This is a genomic window from Curtobacterium sp. VKM Ac-1395, assembly GCF_015350975.1.
In the GTDB taxonomy this organism is placed as follows: domain Bacteria; phylum Actinomycetota; class Actinomycetes; order Actinomycetales; family Microbacteriaceae; genus Curtobacterium.
This window is the reverse complement of record NZ_JADKRX010000003.1, coordinates 65990-83448: the sequence shown is the minus strand read 5'-3', so window position 1 is coordinate 83448 and position 17459 is coordinate 65990. Positions and strand designations below refer to the sequence as shown.

The window sequence follows — 17459 nt, the reverse complement described above, 5'->3', positions numbered from 1 at the left end:
ACCGGACGGCCCGACGAGCCGGTGCTCGTCGGGTACGTCCGGAGCAGCGCCGGCAGGTCCTGACCCGGATCAGGACCCGGGCGTCAGGACCCGGTCGTCGGAGCCTCGGTCGGAGCGGACGGTGCATCGGTCGGCTTCGGTGCGTCCTTCCCCGGCTTCGGCGGCTTCGGTGCGTCCGCACCCGGCTTCGGTGCGTCCGCGCCCGGCTTCGGTGCCCCGGCCGACGGCTTCGGTGCGGCGTCGCCCTCGGGAGCACCAGCCGCGCCACCAGCCGCGCCACCGACCGGCCCGCACGTCCCGCCGGGACCACCGGCAGCAGGACCACCGGCAGCAGGACCGCCGGCGGCGGGCCCACCAGCGGCACCGCCCGCGCCGGGCCCCTCACTCGGCGCACCACTCGGCGCACCGCTCGGCGCACCGGAAGGAGCCCCCGACGGCGCTCCGGTCGGCGCCCCCGTCGGCACCCCCACCGCACTGCTGCCCCCACCGTCGTTGCCCGCGGCGACCGCCGCGGTGACACCGACTCCGCCGATCAGCACGGCCACGACGGCCGCACCGATCCCGAGTCGGCGGCCGAGGCCCTGGCGGCGACCCCGCTCCCCAGCGGCGGCCGAGGACGCGACCGGTGCCGAGCCTCCCGGCCGGGTCTCGGAGGCCTGCGGGAACTGCTCGGTCGGCTGTGCGTCACGGGCGAAGCCGTCGCGGGGGTACTCGCGGGTGGGCTCGTCGGCGTCGTCGTGGTGGTCGTGGTTCGTGGTCATGATCGCTCCAGTTCGTCGTCCGGCGGTGAGCCGGACCGGCCGACGTGCCGGTCCGGCGGTCCTGCCGGTGACGACCACGCTCGAAGTCCAATCTGAAGCAGGACTGAAGCCCAGGTGCTGCCCAGGTGGCTCCATGCCCGGTGATTGCCGCATCGACCAGCGTGTCGCCGTGCCCACCCCTGCCCGCGTCCTGCTCATCGACGACGACGAGACCATCCGCCTGTCCGTGGCCCGGTCCCTCCGTGACGAGGGACTCGTGGTCCTCGACGCACCCGACGGGGACGCCCTGCAGCAGGACCTCGCCCGGTTCGTGCCCGACCTGGTCGTCCTCGACTGGATGCTGCCCGGTGCGAGCGGCATCCAGCTCGCCGGCCGGGTGCGGACCACGTCCGACGCCGCCATCGTCATGCTCACCGCGCGGGACGAGGTCGACGACCGGCTGCGCGGCTTCGCCGAGGGCGCCGACGACTACGTGGTGAAGCCGTTCGCGATGGCCGAGCTCGTCGCGCGGGTCACGGCGGTGCTGCGACGCCGGGGTCGGATCCCGTCGGTGGTCGAGGTGGCGGACCTCGTGCTCGACCCGGACGCCGCCGTGGTCCGTCGCGCCGGCATCACGCTCGACCTCACCGCGACGGAGTTCCGGCTGCTCGCGTTCCTGGCAGAGAGCCGCGGGCGCACGCTCTCCAAGACCCAGATCCTGACGCAGGTGTGGGGGTACGACAGCGTCGACCCGAACCTCGTCGAGGTCCACCTCAGTGCCGTCCGCCGCAAGATGGAGGCGCACGGGCCTCGGCTCATCCACACCGTCCGCGGGCTCGGCTACCGCATGAGCGCGGTCGCCGCGTGATCGCCGGACCGCTCCGGACGGGATCGCTGCGCGCGCGGACGGTGGTCGCCGTCCTGGTGCTGCTCGCGGTGCTCCTCGGCCTGCTGTCCGTTGCAGTGCAGGCGACACTCGGCGAGCGCCTCCGCACCCAGATCGAGGACCGCCTGCGCGACCGGGCCTCCGCCGCAGCGGCCCTCGTCGGCACGGTGGACGCGGACGACCTGGCCGACCGGCTGTCGATGCAGGGCCTCGCCGTCACGATCACCACGAGCGACGGTGGCTCCGTCGAGGCCGGCCCCACCCCGGAGCAGCTCCGGCAGGGTCCGCCCGAGCCACCGGGACTGTCCGGTCCGGCCGGGCCGGGAGGCTCGACACCAGCCAGCGGGTCGGCCACCGCCGACGGGGCGGCCGGGTCCGCCGCCGCGGCCGGGCAGGTTCGGATCACGTCCTCCTCCGTGCGTGAGGAGGGGCGGCTCGTGACGCTGGTCTCCCGGCTCAGTGACGGTTCGACGATCCGACTGACTGCGGGGACCGGGTCGGTCGACGAGGTGCTCGGGGAACTCCGCTGGGTGATGCTCGGCGCCTCCGCGGTGTTCCTGCTCGTCGCTGCCGTCGGGCTGGTGCTCGTGGTGCGGCGCACGATGCGGCCGCTCGACACGATGACGCGGGCCGCGCGGTCGATCGCGCACGGTGACCGGGGCCGACGGCTCCGTCCGGCACGTCGGGACACCGAGATCGGCCGCGTGGCCGTGGCCTTCGACGAGATGCTCGACGCGGTCGAGGGAGCCGAGCACCAAGCCCTCGCCGCCGAGGCCCGGATGCGCGCGTTCCTCTCGGACGCCGCCCACGAGCTCCGCACCCCGGTCGCCGGCATCCGTGCCGCGGCGGACACCCTCGTGCGGACGCCGCTCGACCCCGCGGAACGCGAGGACCTCGCCGTGCACGTCGTCCGGCAGGCGGGTCGCGCCGGCCGGCTCGTCGACGACCTGCTGCTGATGGCACGGGTCGACCGCGGGCTCGAGCTCGACCTGGCGCCCGTCGACCTCGGTGCCGTCGCTCGCCTCGAGGCGTCGCGAGCGCTCCTCCGGGCCCCCGCGCTCCGGGTCGAGGTCGTGGAGCCGGACGGTGCCGTCGGTGTCCCCGGCGACGACGACCGGCTCGGGCAGGTCCTCGGGAACCTGCTCGAGAACGCGGCGCGGGCCACTGGCGGCAGCGGTGTCGTCTCCGTGGTCGTGACCTCGGCCGACGGGCACGGCGTCGTGCGGGTGACCGACGACGGACCCGGGATCCCCGAGGCCGACCGGGAGCGCGTGTTCGACCGGCTCGTGCGCCTCGACGCCGGGCGGGACGACCGTCGCGGTGGTGCCGGACTCGGGCTGCCGATCGCTCGTGGCATCGCCCGGGCCCACGGCGGCGACCTGGTCTGCCCGCCCGGCGGGGACACCGCCTTCGTCCTCACGCTCCCCGTCGTCGTGCCCGTGCCCGCGCCCGCGCCCGTGCCGGAATCCGAGCGAGCGACCGCAGGGGTGGGCCTCCGGCGCTGACTCAGTGTCGTCGCGGCGGACTCAGTGTCGTCGCGGCGGAGAACCGGTTTCCGTTTTCCGCGCTGACGAATCCGGTTCACGAAACTCGGGCCGAGCCGACCAGATTCGTCATCCTCCTCGACGGACTCCGTCGTCCGGAGATCGGGGTGGGGGGAGTGGGGACGACGTCACGCCGTCACGCCGTCACAGAAGCGGGTCGTTCCGCGCGTGGTGCGTCGTCCCGCGCTCGGCAGGGCGGATCGCGCGCAGGAGGTCGTTCGTTCCGACCACCAACGCGCGATGCCGCTCCCCATCGCGGGCGTCATGGGCACGACCGTGCGTTGCGGGTTGTCTGACGCGCGGTGCAGGTCGAAGGACGCAGTGCGCCTGGTCGTCCCCGCGGCCGGGGCGTACGCTCGCGCCCAGCACCGCCGGAACGGAAGCGGTGTCCGAGCACCTCCTCAACGACGAGAGAGAGCGAGACCCTGTGCGCCGAGCACTCACCGCACTGATCGCGATCGCGACACTGGCCGGGGTCGCGACCCCGGGCCTCCCGGCTGCGGCCGTGGCGGCACCCGCCGTCAGCGCGACCACCACCACCACCAGCTCCACCGACACGGCCTCCATCACCGCGGCGTCGTCGATCGCGTCGCGGGGCGGCCGCGCCGCGCCGACGCACCAGAACCCGATGGCCCTCCGCCTGCCGGACGGGGAGACGGCGGCGAGCTGCGCGGACCCGACCGCGATCCACGGGGTCGGGCGCGACCGGAACTGGTACCTGTACTGCACGACCGACGCGCTGTCGGCGACGGAGGAGAACCCCGACGGCACGCTCGTGCAGCACACCGTGCCGACGTACCGTTCGACGGACCTCACGAACTGGACGTACGTCGGCGACGCCTTCAGCGCGAAGCCCGCCTGGGTGGGGGACGCCAACGGCATCTGGGCGCCCGACGTCGTGTACCGCGCGGGCTCGCACGCGCGTGCGGGGACCTGGTACCTGTACTACGCCGCCTCGGACACCCCGAGCGCGACGGGTCCGACCGGCGGCGGGTCGGCCGTCGGCGTGGCGACGAGCTCGAGCCCGACTGGCCCGTGGACGGACTCGGGAGCGCCGGTCGTGGCACCGCGCTCCGGACCGACGGGCGGGGACCGGTGGGAGTTCGACCCCGAGGTCGTCACCGACCGCGGGACCACCTACCTGTACTTCGGCAGCTACTTCGGCGGCGTGGTCGTGCGGACGCTGAGCGCCGACGGGCTCCGCTCCGACCCGGCGAGCGAGCGGCAGATCGCGATCGACAACCGCTACGAGGGCGCCTACCTGATGCGCCATGCCGGCTGGTGGTACTTCATGGGGTCGGCGACGAACTGCTGCGCCGGTTCGCTCACGGGCTACGGCGTGTTCGTCGCCCGGTCACGGAGCCCCCTCGGACCGTTCGTCGACCGCGACGGGGTCGCGATCACCAGCACCCGGGTCGGAGGCTCGCCCCTGCTCGCGCAGAACGGCAACCGCTGGGTGGGCACCGGTCACAACACCGTGGTCACCGACTTCGCGGGTCAGGACTGGATCATCTACCACGCGGTGGACCGCAACGACCCGTACTACGCGGGGCAGGCCACCTACACGAAGCGGCCGGTGTTGATCGACCCGCTGGACTGGCAGGGCGGCTGGCCCGTCGTCCGCGGGGGAGCGGGACCGTCCGACACGGTGCAACCGGGTCCGGTCGCTCAGCCCGGGCAACGACCCACGTACCGAGCGACCAGCGCACCCGTCGACGAACCCGGACGGCTCATCCGCTCGGCCTCGACCGGGTTCGACGGCTCGACGCTGCCGTCCCAGCTGACGTGGACGCGGGAGCCCGACGCCTCGACGTACTCGGTCCGGGACAGCACGTTCCGCTGGCAGACCCAGGCCGCGGACCTGCACCCGCCGCAGACCCCGCTCGCGTCCGTGCTCACCGAGCCGGCACCCCGCGGGGACTGGGTGCTGCAGACGACGGTCGCGGTCGACACCCCGGCCACCGGCGACGGCGTGAACTACGTCCAGGGCGGCCTGATCGTCTACGGGGACGACGGCAACTACGTCCGGCTGGTGTCGAACTCGATCTTCAACACGCGGCAGACGGAGTTCGGCAAGCAGGTGTCCGGGCAGCCGGCCGGGGCGCCCACCTACGGCAACATGGTCGTCGGCCCGGTCGGGGACACCACGACGCTGCGGATCGTGCACCGCACCGTGCGGGGTGAGGGGCAGTACACCGCGTACACGAGCGCCGACGGCCGGCACTTCGTCCGCGGTGGGACGTGGACGGCCGACCTCGGGGACAGCCCGCGCGTCGGGCTGATCTCGCTCGGCGGGTCCGGCTTCACCAGCACCTTCCAGGACCTGCGCGTCAGCACGGTCAGGCCCTCCCACCGCTGAGGCGCGACGCCCCAGCCGGTCAGGCCGTCGGCTGGCACCGCGGACACCACCAGGTGCGCCGCGGTGCCGAGCCGACGACCTCGACGGCGTCACGACCGAGCACCGGCGTCCGGCACCGCAGGCACGGACGCCCAGCGCGGCCGACGACCCAGTGCCGCTCCCCGCGACGCCGGACACCGGTCGTCACCTGGTAGGCGTCGGGGACCGTGGCGGACCGCACGAGCATGCGGCGCGCGAGGCCGAGCAGCGCCGGCACGTCCACGGTCCCGATCATGCGGTCGGGGTGCAGGCCGCGGAGGAACCCGAGCTCGTTGACCCAGAGGTTGCCGAGGCCGGCCACGTTCCGCTGGTCGAGCAGGACGCGCCGCACCGGGGCCGTCGGGTCGCTGAGGAGCCGGGCGGTGGCCACGTCCGCGTCGAAGTCGTCGTGGAGCAGGTCCGGGCCGAGGTGGCCGAGCACCCGGGACTCGTCCGCGGTGTCGAGGAGGTCCACGACGGGCAGGTCGAGGCCCCAGACCGTGCGGCCGTCCTCGAGCGCCAGCCGCACCCGGGCCCTGCGAGCCGCCGCCGCGGGGAGTCGTCGGCCCGGCGCCGTGACCGTCCACGAGCCCTGCATCCGGAGGTGGGTGTGCAGGGTGGTGCCGTCGTCGAAGCGCGTCAGCAGGTGCTTGCCGTGCGTGGCGTGGCCGACGACCCGCAGCCCGGCCAGGGAGCGCCCAGCGGCACCACCGGAGCGGAGTTCCCCGCTGAGGACCCGAGCGCCGTCGACCTGACGCAGCCGTGCGGCGAGGCGGAAGACGGAGTCACCCTCTGGCACGGTGGCACGCTACCGAGAGCCGCCGACAGACCGCGGTTGAGAGGACGTGCAGGATGCGCGTCCGCCAGCGACCGTCGACCTAGGGTGTCGAGGATGGGGAACGGGAACAGCAGCGGCCGACGCGGGGGACGCATCACGATGCTCGTGGTCGGGGGGTACCTCGTGCTGCGCTTCGGGTTCCTCGCCTGGCGCGAGCACGAGCAGGGGATGTCGACGGCGGCGGTCATCGGCACGCTCGTGCTCTACGCGGCCGGCATCTTCGTCGTCCTGCAGATCGTCCTGGGGATCCAGAACGCCAGGACCCGGCAGCGCGAGTCGGCCCTGGCACAGCTGCACCCCGGCGCGCACCTGGCCCCGGTGCAGCTCGGGCGCGACCTCGTGCTGGAGATCCGGCGGACGGCGGCGATGCTCGGGACGACGCCCGACGGCGACGTGCCTCGCCGGGGCCTGGCGACGCTCGTCGCCGACCACCAGGGACTCGGCCTGTACGTCGGCGGGAGCACCCCGCGCCTGCTGCTCGGCATCCAACGGTCCGCAGTGCGGTCGGTCGGCAACGGCGAGACCTCGGCAGCCGGACGGTACGCGTTCGGCACCGTCGACGCCCTCCGCGTGCTGGTCGACACCGGCCAGTGGGCAGCGGTCGACCTGCCGCTCTACCGCACCGTCGTCGGCTTCGCCAAGACGCTCCGCGGCGAGGAGCTCACCGAACGCGTCCGAGCGGTCGCGGTGGCCGCCGGGGTCCGGCAGGACGCCGAACCCCGAGCCGGGCTCTGAGGCGTCAGGCCGGTCGGTAGACCGAGATCGCCGGGGCGTCCCCGGCGTCGTGGGTCTCGTCCGTCGCTGCCCAGGTGCGGCCGTCGTGTTCGAGGGTCGCGGGCAGGACGCCCCGGACCAGGATGCGCACCGCCGGTTCGTCGCCGTCCACCAGGTCCACGCCGTGCGCGTCTGGTTCGTCCGGCTGGTGCGCCGGTACTTCCTTCACGAAGTCGCTCATGCCCTCCATCCAACACGGACACGCCCGGCACCGGCCGTGCGTCGGCGGCACCCGAGAACACTGGTATCGTCATCCGAGCGCGGCCGTCAGGCAGCGCATGCGGATGTGGCGCAGTGGTAGCGCATCACCTTGCCAAGGTGAGGGTCGCGAGTTCGAATCTCGTCATCCGCTCGGGAACAACCGGCTCCACCCGGCCCCTGGACAACCCCGACCTCGGTCGGGGTTTTCTGGTTCCCGGAGCGGTCCGGCGAACCGGGACGGGCGGTCAGGCGAGCGGGTACGGGCCGTCAGGCGATCGACGCGGCTCGGACCCCCGGCAGCCCGACGCGACGCCGGACACCGTCCGACACCACCGTGACGAGCACCGTGTCGCAGCCGTGGCACCGGGCCACCGACCCCATCGCCGTGCGGTACACCCGGGTCTCGCCGAGGGACCCGAGCGACCCGCAGCCGGTGCACCGCAGGCGCGCCGTCGTGGGGTCGGCTCCGAGCACGTCCGCCAGCTCACCGGCGAGGGCATTGCCGTCGAGCAGGGTCATCAGCTGCCTCCGAACCGTTCTGCGCGGACGTCCGCCACGTCGTGCCCGAGCTCGCCGAGCCACCGGAGGACCTGTTCGACGAACGGCGTCGACCCGCACACGTAGACCAGGGCGCCGTCCTCCGGGGGCAGCACCGCCGTGGCCAGGGTCTCCTTCGTGAGTCGACCCGGCGGAAGGGTGGAGTCCGCCGGTGCCGTGCGGCTGTACACGACCGTGACGTCCAGCGGGGCCGTGGCAGCGAGGGCGGCGTCGAGCTCCGGGCGGAAGAAGACGTCCTCGGGGGTGCGGACGGCGTAGAGGAGCCGGAAGGGCGTGGGGTCGTCGGCCTCGGCGTGCGCGGTGACCATCGCCACGAGCGGCACGATCCCGGACCCGCCCGCGATGAGCTGCACGGGCCGCGTCGACTCCGCGGACGGGCGCCACACGAACCAGCCGCCGAGGGGTCCGTGGACCTCCAGGGCGTCGCCGACCTCGATCGCGTCGACCAGGAACGGCGAGACCTCGCCGTCGTCGACGCGGTCGACCGCCAGGGTCACGCGCGGGTCGTCACCGGCGGACGCCACGGAGTACGCGCGGGTCGCCTGGTAGCCGTCCTCGGCCGTGAGCCGCAGGTCGAGGTGCTGCCCGGGGTCGTTGCCCGGCCAGGTGGGGACGTCGAGCACCAGGCGTCGCGCGGTCGGGCTCTCGGCACGCACGGCGGCGACGGTCGCGGCGTGCCAGTCCGGCCGCCTGCGGACGCGAGCTGGCGTGGCGGGCGACGGGGGAGCCTCCTGGCCGGTCTCCGGGGTCTCGGCGGACCGGACCGACACGGACTCGACGGACATGGGTGCGCTCACCAGTACCGCTCTTCCTTCCAGGGGTCGCCGTGCATGTTGTAGCCCGCGTTCTCCCAGAAGCCCGGTTCGTCGTCGGCCTGCATGACGATGCCGCGCACCCACTTCGCGCTCTTCCAGAAGTACAGGGCGGGGACCAGCAGCCGTGCCGGGCCGCCGTGCTCGGGCTCGAGGGGTTCGCCGTCGGCCTCGAACGCGACCCAGGCCTTGCCACCGAGCAGTTCGTCGAGGGGGACGTTCGTCGTGTAGCCGCCGAAGCTGTGCACCATGCAGTAGTCCAGCGACGTCTCCACCTGGGCGAACAGGGCGTCGAGCGGGACCCCGCGCCACGGCATGTCGAGCTTCGACCAGTGCGTCACGCAGTGGATGTCGACGGTGACGTCCTCGACACCGAGTGCGTGGACCTCGTCCCACGTCCACTCGTGCAGTCCGGACTCGGTCTGGATGGAGAAGCTCCAGTCCGCCGGTGCGATCTCCGGCGTGGCGCCGGCCGAGAGCACGGGCCAGTCGCGCACGAGCGTCTGCCCGGGCGGAGTGCGGTCGTCGTCCTCGTTGCGTCGTCGTCCGCCGAACCCGCGGGTGAAGGTCGCCATCGGTTGCTCCTCGTCGTTGCTCCTGTCGATCCTGGCCCGTCGACACGGTCCGCGTGTAACGGATTCGTGAATCCTCGCGCCCGGACCCGTCCCGGGATTGGCCAGGGAGCGCGAAGCCCTCTATCGTTCACCGGAACGATTACCAGGAGGGGTCACCCCGAATGCAGCACGTCGTCCAGCAGCACCACCACCCCGACCAGCGAGCCGCCCGAGACGGCCGTGGTCCCAGCCGCCGCGCGCTCCTCACCGGCGCCGCCGGGCTCGCCGGCCTCGGACTCCTCACCCTCACCGGGTGCAGCACCGGCGCCGGTGCCGTCACCATCCCGGAGCAGGCCGCCACCGGCGTCGCCCGCCGCGGTGGTCGGCTGCGCATCGCCCGACCGGCCGCGTCCGCCGCCGAGACCCTCGACTCGGCGAGCTCGCTCTCCGCCTACGAGTACCTCGGCGCGCTCTACAACCGCCTGGTCCGGCTCGACGAGTCCGGGCAGACCGTCCCCGACCTGGCACGCGAGTGGTCCGGCAACGACGACGGCACCGTGTGGACGTTCGAGCTCCGCCGGGGGGTCCGCTTCCACGACGGCTCCCGGTTCACCGCCGACGACGCGATCGCCAGCATCCGGCACATCCTCGACGAGAAGACCGCGTCGCCGCAGGCCGGGGTGCTCGGCGAGGTGATGACCGCCGACTCGATGCGGGCGCTCGACCCGTACACACTGCGGTTCGAGCTGACGAAGCCGAACGCGGAGTTCCCCTCGCTGCTGACGGCGTACCAGTGCTACATCGTGCCAGCCGGGGCGATCGACACCATCGGCACGACCGGCATCGGCACCGGCCCGTTCAGGCTCTCGTCCTTCGCACCGGCCGGCACCGGCAGCATCGAGGCCTTCGACGACCACTTCGCCGGACGTCCCGCACTCGACGGCATCGACTTCTTCTCGATCCAGGACACCACCGCGCGGGTGAACGCGCTGCTCGCGGGCCAGATCGACCTCATCTCACAGACGAACCTCGACTTCGCCACCGCGCGGGTCGTCGCCGCGTCCCAGCGCGCCACCGTCGCCCGGGTCGTGAACGCGCAGTGGTACACGATGCCGATGCTCGCGACGAGCGAGCAGTTCTCCGACCCGCTGGTGCGCCAGGCCATGAAGCTCGCGTACGACCCGCGGAAGATCGTCGACACGGCGGTCCAGGGAACCGGGTCGCCCGGGTGGGACAACCCCGTCCCGCCGCAGCTCGCCGCGTTCCTCGACGAACCCCGCGAGCACGACCCGGACAAGGCCAGGAGCCTGCTCAAGCGGGCCGGCCACGAACGCTTCCAGACCTCGATCTACACGTCGAGCTACGAGTCGGTGTTCACGCCCCTCGCCGTCGCCTACCGCGACCAGGTCAAGGCGGCCGGCATCGACCTGACCGTGAAGAACGCGTCGGCGGACTCGTACTACACGCAGATCTGGATGCAGAAGCCACTCATGGTGAGCTACTTCTTCACCGGGCGTCCGATCGACCAGCTGCTCAACCAGATCTTCCGCTCCGGGTCGTCCTACAACGAGAGCGCCTGGTCGAACCCGACCTTCGACGCACTCCTCGACGACGCCCGCGCCGAGATGGACGACGCCAAGCGACTGACGCTCTACCAGGACGCGCAGCGGCTCGTCGTCGCGGACGGCGCGGACATGACCCCGATGTTCGGCGACCGCCTGGTCGGGCTGTCCCACGACGTCGTCAACTACGCGGAGTTCGGCTTCGAGTTCGACTACCTCAGGATCGGACTGGCCCGATGAACGTCCTCCTCCCCGTGCTCCGGCGCGTCGGGATCGCCCTGCTGACGGTGGTCCTGGCGTCCCTGTTCGTGTTCCTCGCCGTGCAGGCCCTGCCCGGCGACGTCGCGCAGCAGCTCCTCGGGCAGAACGCCACGCCCGACGCCGTCAAGCAGCTCCGCGAGACGCTCGGGCTCGACCAGAACGTGTGGCTCCGCTACGGGCAGTGGCTCGTCGGCGCGGCACACGGCGACTTCGGCACCTCGCTCGTCAGCGGGGAGCCCGTCGCCCCGACGCTGTTCACCGCGTTCCGCAACAGCATGCTCATCGCCGTGCCCGCGATGCTCGTCGGCGTGACCCTGTCGCTCACGCTCGGCGTGGTCGCCGGTGTCCGTCGCGGACGGCCGACCGACCGGGTCATCTCGATCGTCAGCCTGGTCGTGATGAGCGTCCCCGAGTTCATGGTCGCGACCGTGCTCGTCCTGCTCTTCGCGATCGGCATCCCGCTGTTCCCGGCCGTGGTGCTCCGCGGCAGCGACGCGACCGTGGGGGAGCTGCTGCCGACGATCTGGCTGCCGATCATCGTGCTGACCCTGGCGATGGCGGCGTACATCGTGCGCACCGCCCGCTCGTCGACGATCGACGTGATGGCGTCCGAGTTCGTCACGACCGCCGAGCTGAAGGGCCTGACGATGCGTCGGGTGGTGTGGAAGCACGCCGTGCCGAGTGCGCTGCTCCCGACGCTCAACGTCGTCGCGCTCAACGTGGCGTGGCTGCTCGGCGGCGTGGTCGTCGTGGAGAACGTCTTCAACTACCCCGGCATGGGCAAGCTCATGCTCGAGTCGGTCTTCAACCGGGACCTGCCCGTGATCGAGGCCATCGCGCTCCTCAGCGCCGTCGTCTACGTCGTGTGCAACCTCGCCGCCGACCTGGTGGCACTCGCGCTCGACCCGCGGCTCCGCACCCGGCAGCGACGCACCCGCGTCCGCCCGCCGGCCCGGCGACGTCGCGCACCCGAAGGGAAGGTCTCCGCATGAGCACCAGCGTCATCGGCAGCGTCGTCGCGCCGCTCCGCAGCTCGACGGCACTCTCCGTCGGCCTCGGGCTCATCGCCCTGCACCTCGTCCTCGCCGTCCTCGCCCCGGTCATCGGCGTGCACGACCCCGTCGCCACCGACTCCGCCGACGTGCTCGCCGGCCCCGAGTGGACGCACTGGCTCGGCACCGACCAGTACGGCCGCGACATCCTGTCCCGCACGCTGAACGGCGGCCGGTACGCGCTGCTCGTGACCTTCCTCGCCACGACGATCGCGGTCGCCGTCGGCACCGTGCTCGGCGCCGTCACCGCCTACGCCGACAACTGGTTCGACGAGGTCGTGATGCGGGTCGTCGACGCCCTGCTCAGCGTGCCGTCGATCCTGGCGCTGCTCGTCGTCGTGACCGTCTTCGACGCCGGGCTCTGGGTCATCGTGCTCGCCGTCACCGTCGTCTACGCCCCCGCCGTCACCCGGGTCGTCCGCGGTGCCGCCCGCACCGTCATCACGCAGGACTACGTCACCGCGGCCAGGGCCCGGGGCGAGAAGCCGCTGTCGATCGTGTTCCGCGAGATCCTGCCGAACGTCCTCGACGTCGTCCTCGTCGAGTACGCGATGCGGGCGTCGTGGATCGTGCTGCTCGTGGCGTCGCTGTCCTTCCTCGGCTTCGGGGCGAACCCGCCGACGCCGGACTGGGGCCTCATGGTGCAGGAGAACCGCACCGCACTCACCGTCGTGCCGCTCGGCACGCTGGCGCCCATCGTGGCGCTGGCGACGCTCGTGGTCGGCCTGAACCTCGCCGCCGACGGACTGAGCAAGTCGCTCGGCGTCGACCGCGCCACGCAGGGAGCGACCCGCGCATGAACCGCGACACCCCAGCAACCGACACCACCACGAGCACGACGACGCAGGACGGCACCACCGCCGCCGTCCGCGTCGACGACCTCGCGATCTCCTACGCCGCCGGACGCAGCGAGGTCCCCGTCGTCCGCGGCGTCTCGTTCACGATCGCGGCCGGCCGCACCCTCGGGCTGGTCGGCGAGTCCGGCTCCGGCAAGTCCACCGTCGCCAGGACGCTGCTCGCGCACCTCCGCACCGGCTCCCGGATCGTCCGCGGCTCGGTCGTCGTCGCCGACCAGGACGTCTTCGCCCTGTCGCCCTCGGCCACGCGCGCCCTCCGCGGCGGCACGGCGTCGGTGGTCGCGCAGAACGCCGGGCAGGCGCTGACCCCGTCGATGCGGGTCGGCGCCCAGATCCGCGAGGCGCTCAGCGCCCACGGCGAGCCCGACTCCCCGGAGCGCGTGGCCGAGCTGGTCCGGCTCGTCCGGCTGCCCGACCCGGACACGATCGTCCGCCGCTACCCGCACCAGCTCTCCGGCGGGCAGCAGCAGCGGGTCGCGATCGCGATGGCCGTCGCCGCCCGGCCGCGGGTGCTCGTCCTCGACGAGCCGACCACCGCGCTCGACGTCGTCACCCAGGCGGCGGTCCTCGACCTGGTCGCCGACCTCGGTCGTGAGCTCGGCATGGCCGTCCTCCTCGTCAGCCACGACCTCGGCGTGGTGTCCGCGATGGCGGACGAGATCGCGGTGATGCGGGACGGCGAGGTGGTCGAGCACCGCGACACCGCCGCGCTCTTCGCGGACCCGCAGCACGAGTACACGCGCGCCCTGTTGGCAGCCGTCCCCGACGGCCGCACCCGGACGGGAGGCCCGGATCACCGCGACCAGGACCCGGCCGTCCCCGGGACGGTCACCGACACGACTGCGCACACCGGGCCTCCAGGCCGTCCGGTCGTGACCGCACGCGACCTGGTCGTCCGCTACGGACGCGGCCTGCCTGCTGCCGTCGACGGCGTGTCCTTCGAGATCGGTGCGCGCGAGACGCTCGCCGTGGTGGGCGAGTCGGGGAGCGGCAAGTCGACGCTCGCGACGGCGATGGCGGGTCTGGTGCCCGCCGAGTCCGGCACCTTCACGTACGCCGACGACGCCGCGACGGGTGACCTGCGCCAGCCGGTCGGTGCGCGCTCCCCGGAGCTCCGTCGTGCCGTGCAGCTGGTGTTCCAGAACGCGGACACCTCGCTGAACCCACGGCGGACCGTCGGCGCGGCGATCGCCCGCCCGCTGCGGCTGTTCACCGGGTCGTCGTCCCGCGCGCGGGTGGCGGACCTGCTGACCCAGGTCGGCCTCGGGCCGGAGTTCGCGACCCGGCTGCCCGCACAGCTCTCGGGCGGGCAGCGACAGCGCGTCGGCATCGCCCGCGCACTGGCCGCCGGACCCCGGCTGGTGATCGCCGACGAGATCACGACCGCGCTCGACGTGCAGGTGCAGGCCGGGATCCTGGCGCTGCTCGCCGACCTGCAGCGCGAGAACGGGCTGAGCTGCCTGTTCATCAGCCACGACCTCGCCGTGGTCCGCGGCGTCGCCGACCGGGTGGCCGTGATGACCGGCGGCCGGATCGTCGAGATCGGACCGACCGAGCGGGTCTTCACCGGCCCGAACCACCCGTACACGCGGACGCTGCTCGCCGCGACGCTCGAACCGGGCGTGACCGACCTGCCGGATGTCGACGACGGTGTGCAGCACTGGAGGCACGCCGACGGGTGGACCGACCACGGGGACGGGCACCGCATCCGGAACTGGGAGGACGCATGACCGACGGTTCGTTCACGGGGATCGGGGTGCCGGTCGACCTGCCCGACGGGGTGACCGTCCGCGACACCTGGATCCCGATGCCCGACGGGGTGCGCCTGCACACCCGGATCTGGGCACCGAGCACCGCCGGACCGGACGCCCGTGTCCCCGTGCTGCTGGAGTACCTGCCGTACCGGCTCGACGACTGGACGGCCCCCCGTGACTCGGAGCGACACCCCTGGTACGCCCAGCACGGGTACGCCTCGGTCCGGGTCGACATCCGCGGCACGGGGTCCTCGGACGGTGTCTTCGACGACGAGTACAGCGAGCAGGAGCTCTCCGACGGCGAGGCCGTGATCGCCTGGCTGGCCGCGCAGACGTGGTCGACCGGCGCCGTCGGCATGTTCGGCATCTCGTGGGGCGGCTTCAACGCCCTGCAGCTCGCCGCCCGCGCACCGGCAGCGCTCAAGGCCGTCGTCACGGTGTGCTCCACCGACGACCGCTACGACAACGACGTGCACTACGTCGGCGGTGCGGTCCTCGGGATCGACATGGCGGCGTGGGGCGGGACGATGTTCGCGTTCAACGCACGGCCCCCGCGCCCCGAGGTCGTCGGGCCGTCGTGGGTGGAGCAGTGGCGTGCGCGTCTGGCGTCGAACCGGCCGATGACGCCGGTGTGGCTGTCGCACCAGGAGCGCGACGACTACTGGCGCCACGGCAGCGCCGCCGAGGACTACGCGGGCATCTCCGCCGCGGTGCTCGCCGTCGGCGGGTGGGCGGACCCGTACCGGGACGCCGTGCTCCGACTGGTGGAACACGTCGACGCGCCCGTCAGGGGGATCGTCGGGCCGTGGTCGCACCAGTACCCGGACCGCGGGCTCGCTCCGGGGCCGTCGATCGGGTTCCTGCAGGAGTCGCTGCGCTGGTGGGACCGCTGGCTGCGCGGCGTCGACACCGGCGTCGAGGACGAACCGGCACTCCGCGCGTGGATCAACGACCCGGAGCCGCCCGCCACGTACTACCCCGTGCGCTCCGGTCGTTGGGTCGGAGCGTCCTCGTGGCCCGACGCCGCCACGGCCCAGAGGACCACCGCGCTCGACGCCCTGCGCGGCGGCGGGGACGGCCCCGTCGTCGTCGCGTCCCCGCAGGAGACCGGTGCGGACGCCGGACGGTTCTTCCCGTTCGGCAACCAGACCGACCTGCCGCCGGACCAGCGCGCCGAGGACGGCCGCTCCGTGTGCTTCGACCTGCCCGTCGAGACATCCTTCGACCTGCTCGGGAACGTCCTGCTGGACCTCGCCCTCACGAGCGACCAACCACGGGCGACCGTGACCGTGCGGCTGTGCGACGTGGCCCCGGACGGCAGCTCGACCCTCGTCACCCGCGGCGTGCTGAACGGACTCCGGCGGACGGGCATGGACGCCTCGGTGCCGCTCGTGCCGGGGGAGCCGACGACGCTGCCCGTGCGGCTCGTCTCGACCGGGCACCGGTTCGTCGCCGGACACCGCCTGCGCCTCGCCGTGTCGACCGCGTACTGGCCGTGGGTCTGGCCGCACGGCACGGCGGCGACCGTCACGGTCGACCCCGCCGCCAGCACGGTGACGCTGCCGGTCTGGACACGCTCGACCGACGACGGCGTCCACTTCGAGGAGCCGACCCGGTCGACGCCGCTCGCGATCACGCGCGTCGAACCGACCGATGCACTGCCGCAGCGCACCGTCACGCACGATGTCGAGACGGGGGCGTGGACGCTCGACGTCGACCCGGGGTACGGCGGCGGTCGGGTCTACCCGGACGGCCTGGTGTTCCACGAGGACGCCCGCGAGACGTACCGCATCGTCAGCGGCGACCCGACCTCCGCCGTCGCCGAGTCGCGGTGGGCGATCGGGCTGACGCACACGGACTGGGCCGCACGGCTCGAGACCACCTCGCGCGTCTCGGCCACGGCCGAGGCGTTCACGGTCGTCAACACCGTCCGGGCCTGGGCACGGGGCGGCGTCGACGGCACCCGGGAGGAGCTCGTCGCCGAGCACACCCACCACGACGAGGTCCCGAGGACGTCCGCGTGAGCGCCGCGGTGCCCGCGCAGCCCGGGTCCCCGGCGCCACGCGTGCGACAGCGCCCCGAGGTCCGTCGCGCCATGATCGTCCGCGCCGCGCGGGCGGTCATCGTCCGGCAGGGGCTCGGCGCCACGGGCCTCCGCGACATCGCGGCCGAGGCGGGCGTCTCGGTGGGCACGGTGACGTACCACTTCGCGAGCGTCGCGGAGATCCTCAACGAGGTCGTCGTGCTCGAGACCGAGCGGTTCTACGGCGCGATCGTCGCCGCGGTCGACGCCGAACCCGACGCGGTCGTGGCCCTGCGGATGCTCGTCGAGCCGCTCTTCGACGACAGCGAACAGGTCCGGCAGCACTGGCGCATCTGGTCGGACTACTGGACCGCCGTCGCCCGTCGGCCCGAGGTCGCCGAGGAGTACGCCGAACGCATCCGCGTGTGGGAGGCCTGCCTGGTGCGGGTCGTCCGCCGCGGGGTCGCCGACGGCACGTTCACGGCCCCCGGCGGCATCGACCCGTCCGTCGTGGCGCTCAAGCTCGCCGCGTACAGCGACGGCGTGGCGACCCAGATCGCGCAGAACGCCCCGGGGCTGACCCACGCGGTGGCGCTGACGTGGATGTGGGAGTTCCTCTCCCAGCAACTCGGGGTTGTCCTGGGCTGAGGGCGGTCCTACCGTTGG

16 protein-coding genes and 1 tRNA gene are annotated in these 17459 nt (G+C 73.2%); 11 read left to right on the top strand and 6 right to left on the bottom strand.

Features of this window, described 5'->3' with window-relative positions:
• Positions 1-83: 83 nt before the first annotated feature.
• Positions 84-761 (bottom strand): hypothetical protein, encoded by a 678-nt coding sequence (locus ITJ68_RS08910; protein ID WP_194660933.1) that lies wholly within the window; start codon positions 759-761, stop codon positions 84-86.
• 169 nt (positions 762-930) lie between these two features.
• Between ITJ68_RS08910 and ITJ68_RS08905 the strand changes: the two genes are divergently transcribed.
• The 3 genes from ITJ68_RS08905 to ITJ68_RS08895 all read left to right on the top strand — a co-directional run bounded on the left by ITJ68_RS08905 (position 931) and on the right by ITJ68_RS08895 (position 5529).
• Positions 931-1608: a response regulator gene (locus ITJ68_RS08905; RefSeq protein ID WP_268097290.1), complete on the top strand. Its 678-nt coding sequence runs from the start codon at positions 931-933 to the stop codon at positions 1606-1608.
• Positions 1605-3131 (top strand): HAMP domain-containing sensor histidine kinase, encoded by a 1527-nt coding sequence (locus tag ITJ68_RS08900; RefSeq protein WP_194660931.1) that lies wholly within the window; start codon positions 1605-1607, stop codon positions 3129-3131. Before ITJ68_RS08905 ends, ITJ68_RS08900 begins: the two co-directional genes overlap by 4 nt.
• Before the next feature lie 466 nt (positions 3132-3597).
• Positions 3598-5529 carry a family 43 glycosylhydrolase gene (locus tag ITJ68_RS08895; protein WP_194660930.1) on the top strand — a complete coding sequence of 644 codons (1932 nt, stop codon included), beginning with the start codon at positions 3598-3600 and terminating at the stop codon, positions 5527-5529.
• A 19-nt stretch (positions 5530-5548) separates the two neighbouring features.
• Here ITJ68_RS08895 and ITJ68_RS08890 read toward each other — a convergent pair whose 3' ends face one another.
• Positions 5549-6346, bottom strand: a complete 798-nt coding sequence (locus ITJ68_RS08890) for a DNA-formamidopyrimidine glycosylase family protein (protein WP_194660929.1) — start codon at positions 6344-6346, stop codon at positions 5549-5551.
• A gap of 93 nt (positions 6347-6439) precedes the next feature.
• On the opposite strand from ITJ68_RS08890, the gene ITJ68_RS08885 reads away from it, so the two are divergent.
• Entirely contained in the window at positions 6440-7120 is a 681-nt protein-coding gene (locus ITJ68_RS08885) for a hypothetical protein (protein ID WP_194660928.1), read from the top strand.
• 4 nt (positions 7121-7124) lie between these two features.
• Here ITJ68_RS08885 and ITJ68_RS08880 read toward each other — a convergent pair whose 3' ends face one another.
• Positions 7125-7340 carry a hypothetical protein gene (locus tag ITJ68_RS08880; RefSeq protein ID WP_194660927.1) on the bottom strand — a complete coding sequence of 72 codons (216 nt, stop codon included), beginning with the start codon at positions 7338-7340 and terminating at the stop codon, positions 7125-7127.
• Positions 7341-7439: 99 nt separating this feature from the next.
• Here ITJ68_RS08880 and ITJ68_RS08875 point away from each other — a divergent pair.
• Positions 7440-7511, top strand: a tRNA-Gly gene (locus ITJ68_RS08875).
• A gap of 116 nt (positions 7512-7627) precedes the next feature.
• Here the strand turns inward: ITJ68_RS08875 and ITJ68_RS08870 are convergent.
• From ITJ68_RS08870 to ITJ68_RS08860, 3 genes are read right to left on the bottom strand one after another with little or no spacing between them, the layout of a single operon-like run.
• Entirely contained in the window at positions 7628-7879 is a 252-nt protein-coding gene (locus ITJ68_RS08870; protein WP_194660926.1) for a DUF6510 family protein, read from the bottom strand.
• Positions 7879-8715 (bottom strand): ferredoxin reductase, encoded by an 837-nt coding sequence (locus tag ITJ68_RS08865; RefSeq protein WP_323743261.1) that lies wholly within the window; start codon positions 8713-8715, stop codon positions 7879-7881. The genes ITJ68_RS08870 and ITJ68_RS08865 overlap by 1 nt, the downstream gene beginning before the upstream one ends.
• A complete protein-coding gene (locus tag ITJ68_RS08860) occupies positions 8712-9305 on the bottom strand; it encodes a molybdopterin-dependent oxidoreductase (protein ID WP_194660925.1) in 594 nt (197 codons plus the stop codon). Before ITJ68_RS08860 ends, ITJ68_RS08865 begins: the two co-directional genes overlap by 4 nt.
• A 161-nt stretch (positions 9306-9466) precedes the next feature.
• On the opposite strand from ITJ68_RS08860, the gene ITJ68_RS08855 reads away from it, so the two are divergent.
• Genes ITJ68_RS08855 through ITJ68_RS08830 form a run of 6 tightly spaced genes read left to right on the top strand, consistent with a single transcriptional unit; the run spans position 9467 to position 17441 of the window.
• Positions 9467-11086 (top strand): ABC transporter substrate-binding protein, encoded by a 1620-nt coding sequence (locus ITJ68_RS08855; protein ID WP_194660924.1) that lies wholly within the window; start codon positions 9467-9469, stop codon positions 11084-11086.
• Complete coding sequence (locus tag ITJ68_RS08850) at positions 11083-12099, top strand: ABC transporter permease (protein WP_194660923.1); 1017 nt, start codon at positions 11083-11085, stop codon at positions 12097-12099. Before ITJ68_RS08855 ends, ITJ68_RS08850 begins: the two co-directional genes overlap by 4 nt.
• Positions 12096-12959 (top strand): ABC transporter permease, encoded by an 864-nt coding sequence (locus ITJ68_RS08845; RefSeq protein WP_194660922.1) that lies wholly within the window; start codon positions 12096-12098, stop codon positions 12957-12959. The genes ITJ68_RS08850 and ITJ68_RS08845 overlap by 4 nt, the downstream gene beginning before the upstream one ends.
• Positions 12956-14746 carry an ABC transporter ATP-binding protein gene (locus ITJ68_RS08840; protein ID WP_194660921.1) on the top strand — a complete coding sequence of 597 codons (1791 nt, stop codon included), beginning with the start codon at positions 12956-12958 and terminating at the stop codon, positions 14744-14746. The genes ITJ68_RS08845 and ITJ68_RS08840 overlap by 4 nt, the downstream gene beginning before the upstream one ends.
• Positions 14743-16794, top strand: coding sequence for a CocE/NonD family hydrolase (locus ITJ68_RS08835; protein ID WP_194660920.1), 2052 nt, complete (start codon positions 14743-14745; stop codon positions 16792-16794). Before ITJ68_RS08840 ends, ITJ68_RS08835 begins: the two co-directional genes overlap by 4 nt.
• Positions 16791-17441: a TetR/AcrR family transcriptional regulator gene (locus ITJ68_RS08830; protein ID WP_268097301.1), complete on the top strand. Its 651-nt coding sequence runs from the start codon at positions 16791-16793 to the stop codon at positions 17439-17441. Before ITJ68_RS08835 ends, ITJ68_RS08830 begins: the two co-directional genes overlap by 4 nt.
• Positions 17442-17459: the final 18 nt, after the last annotated feature.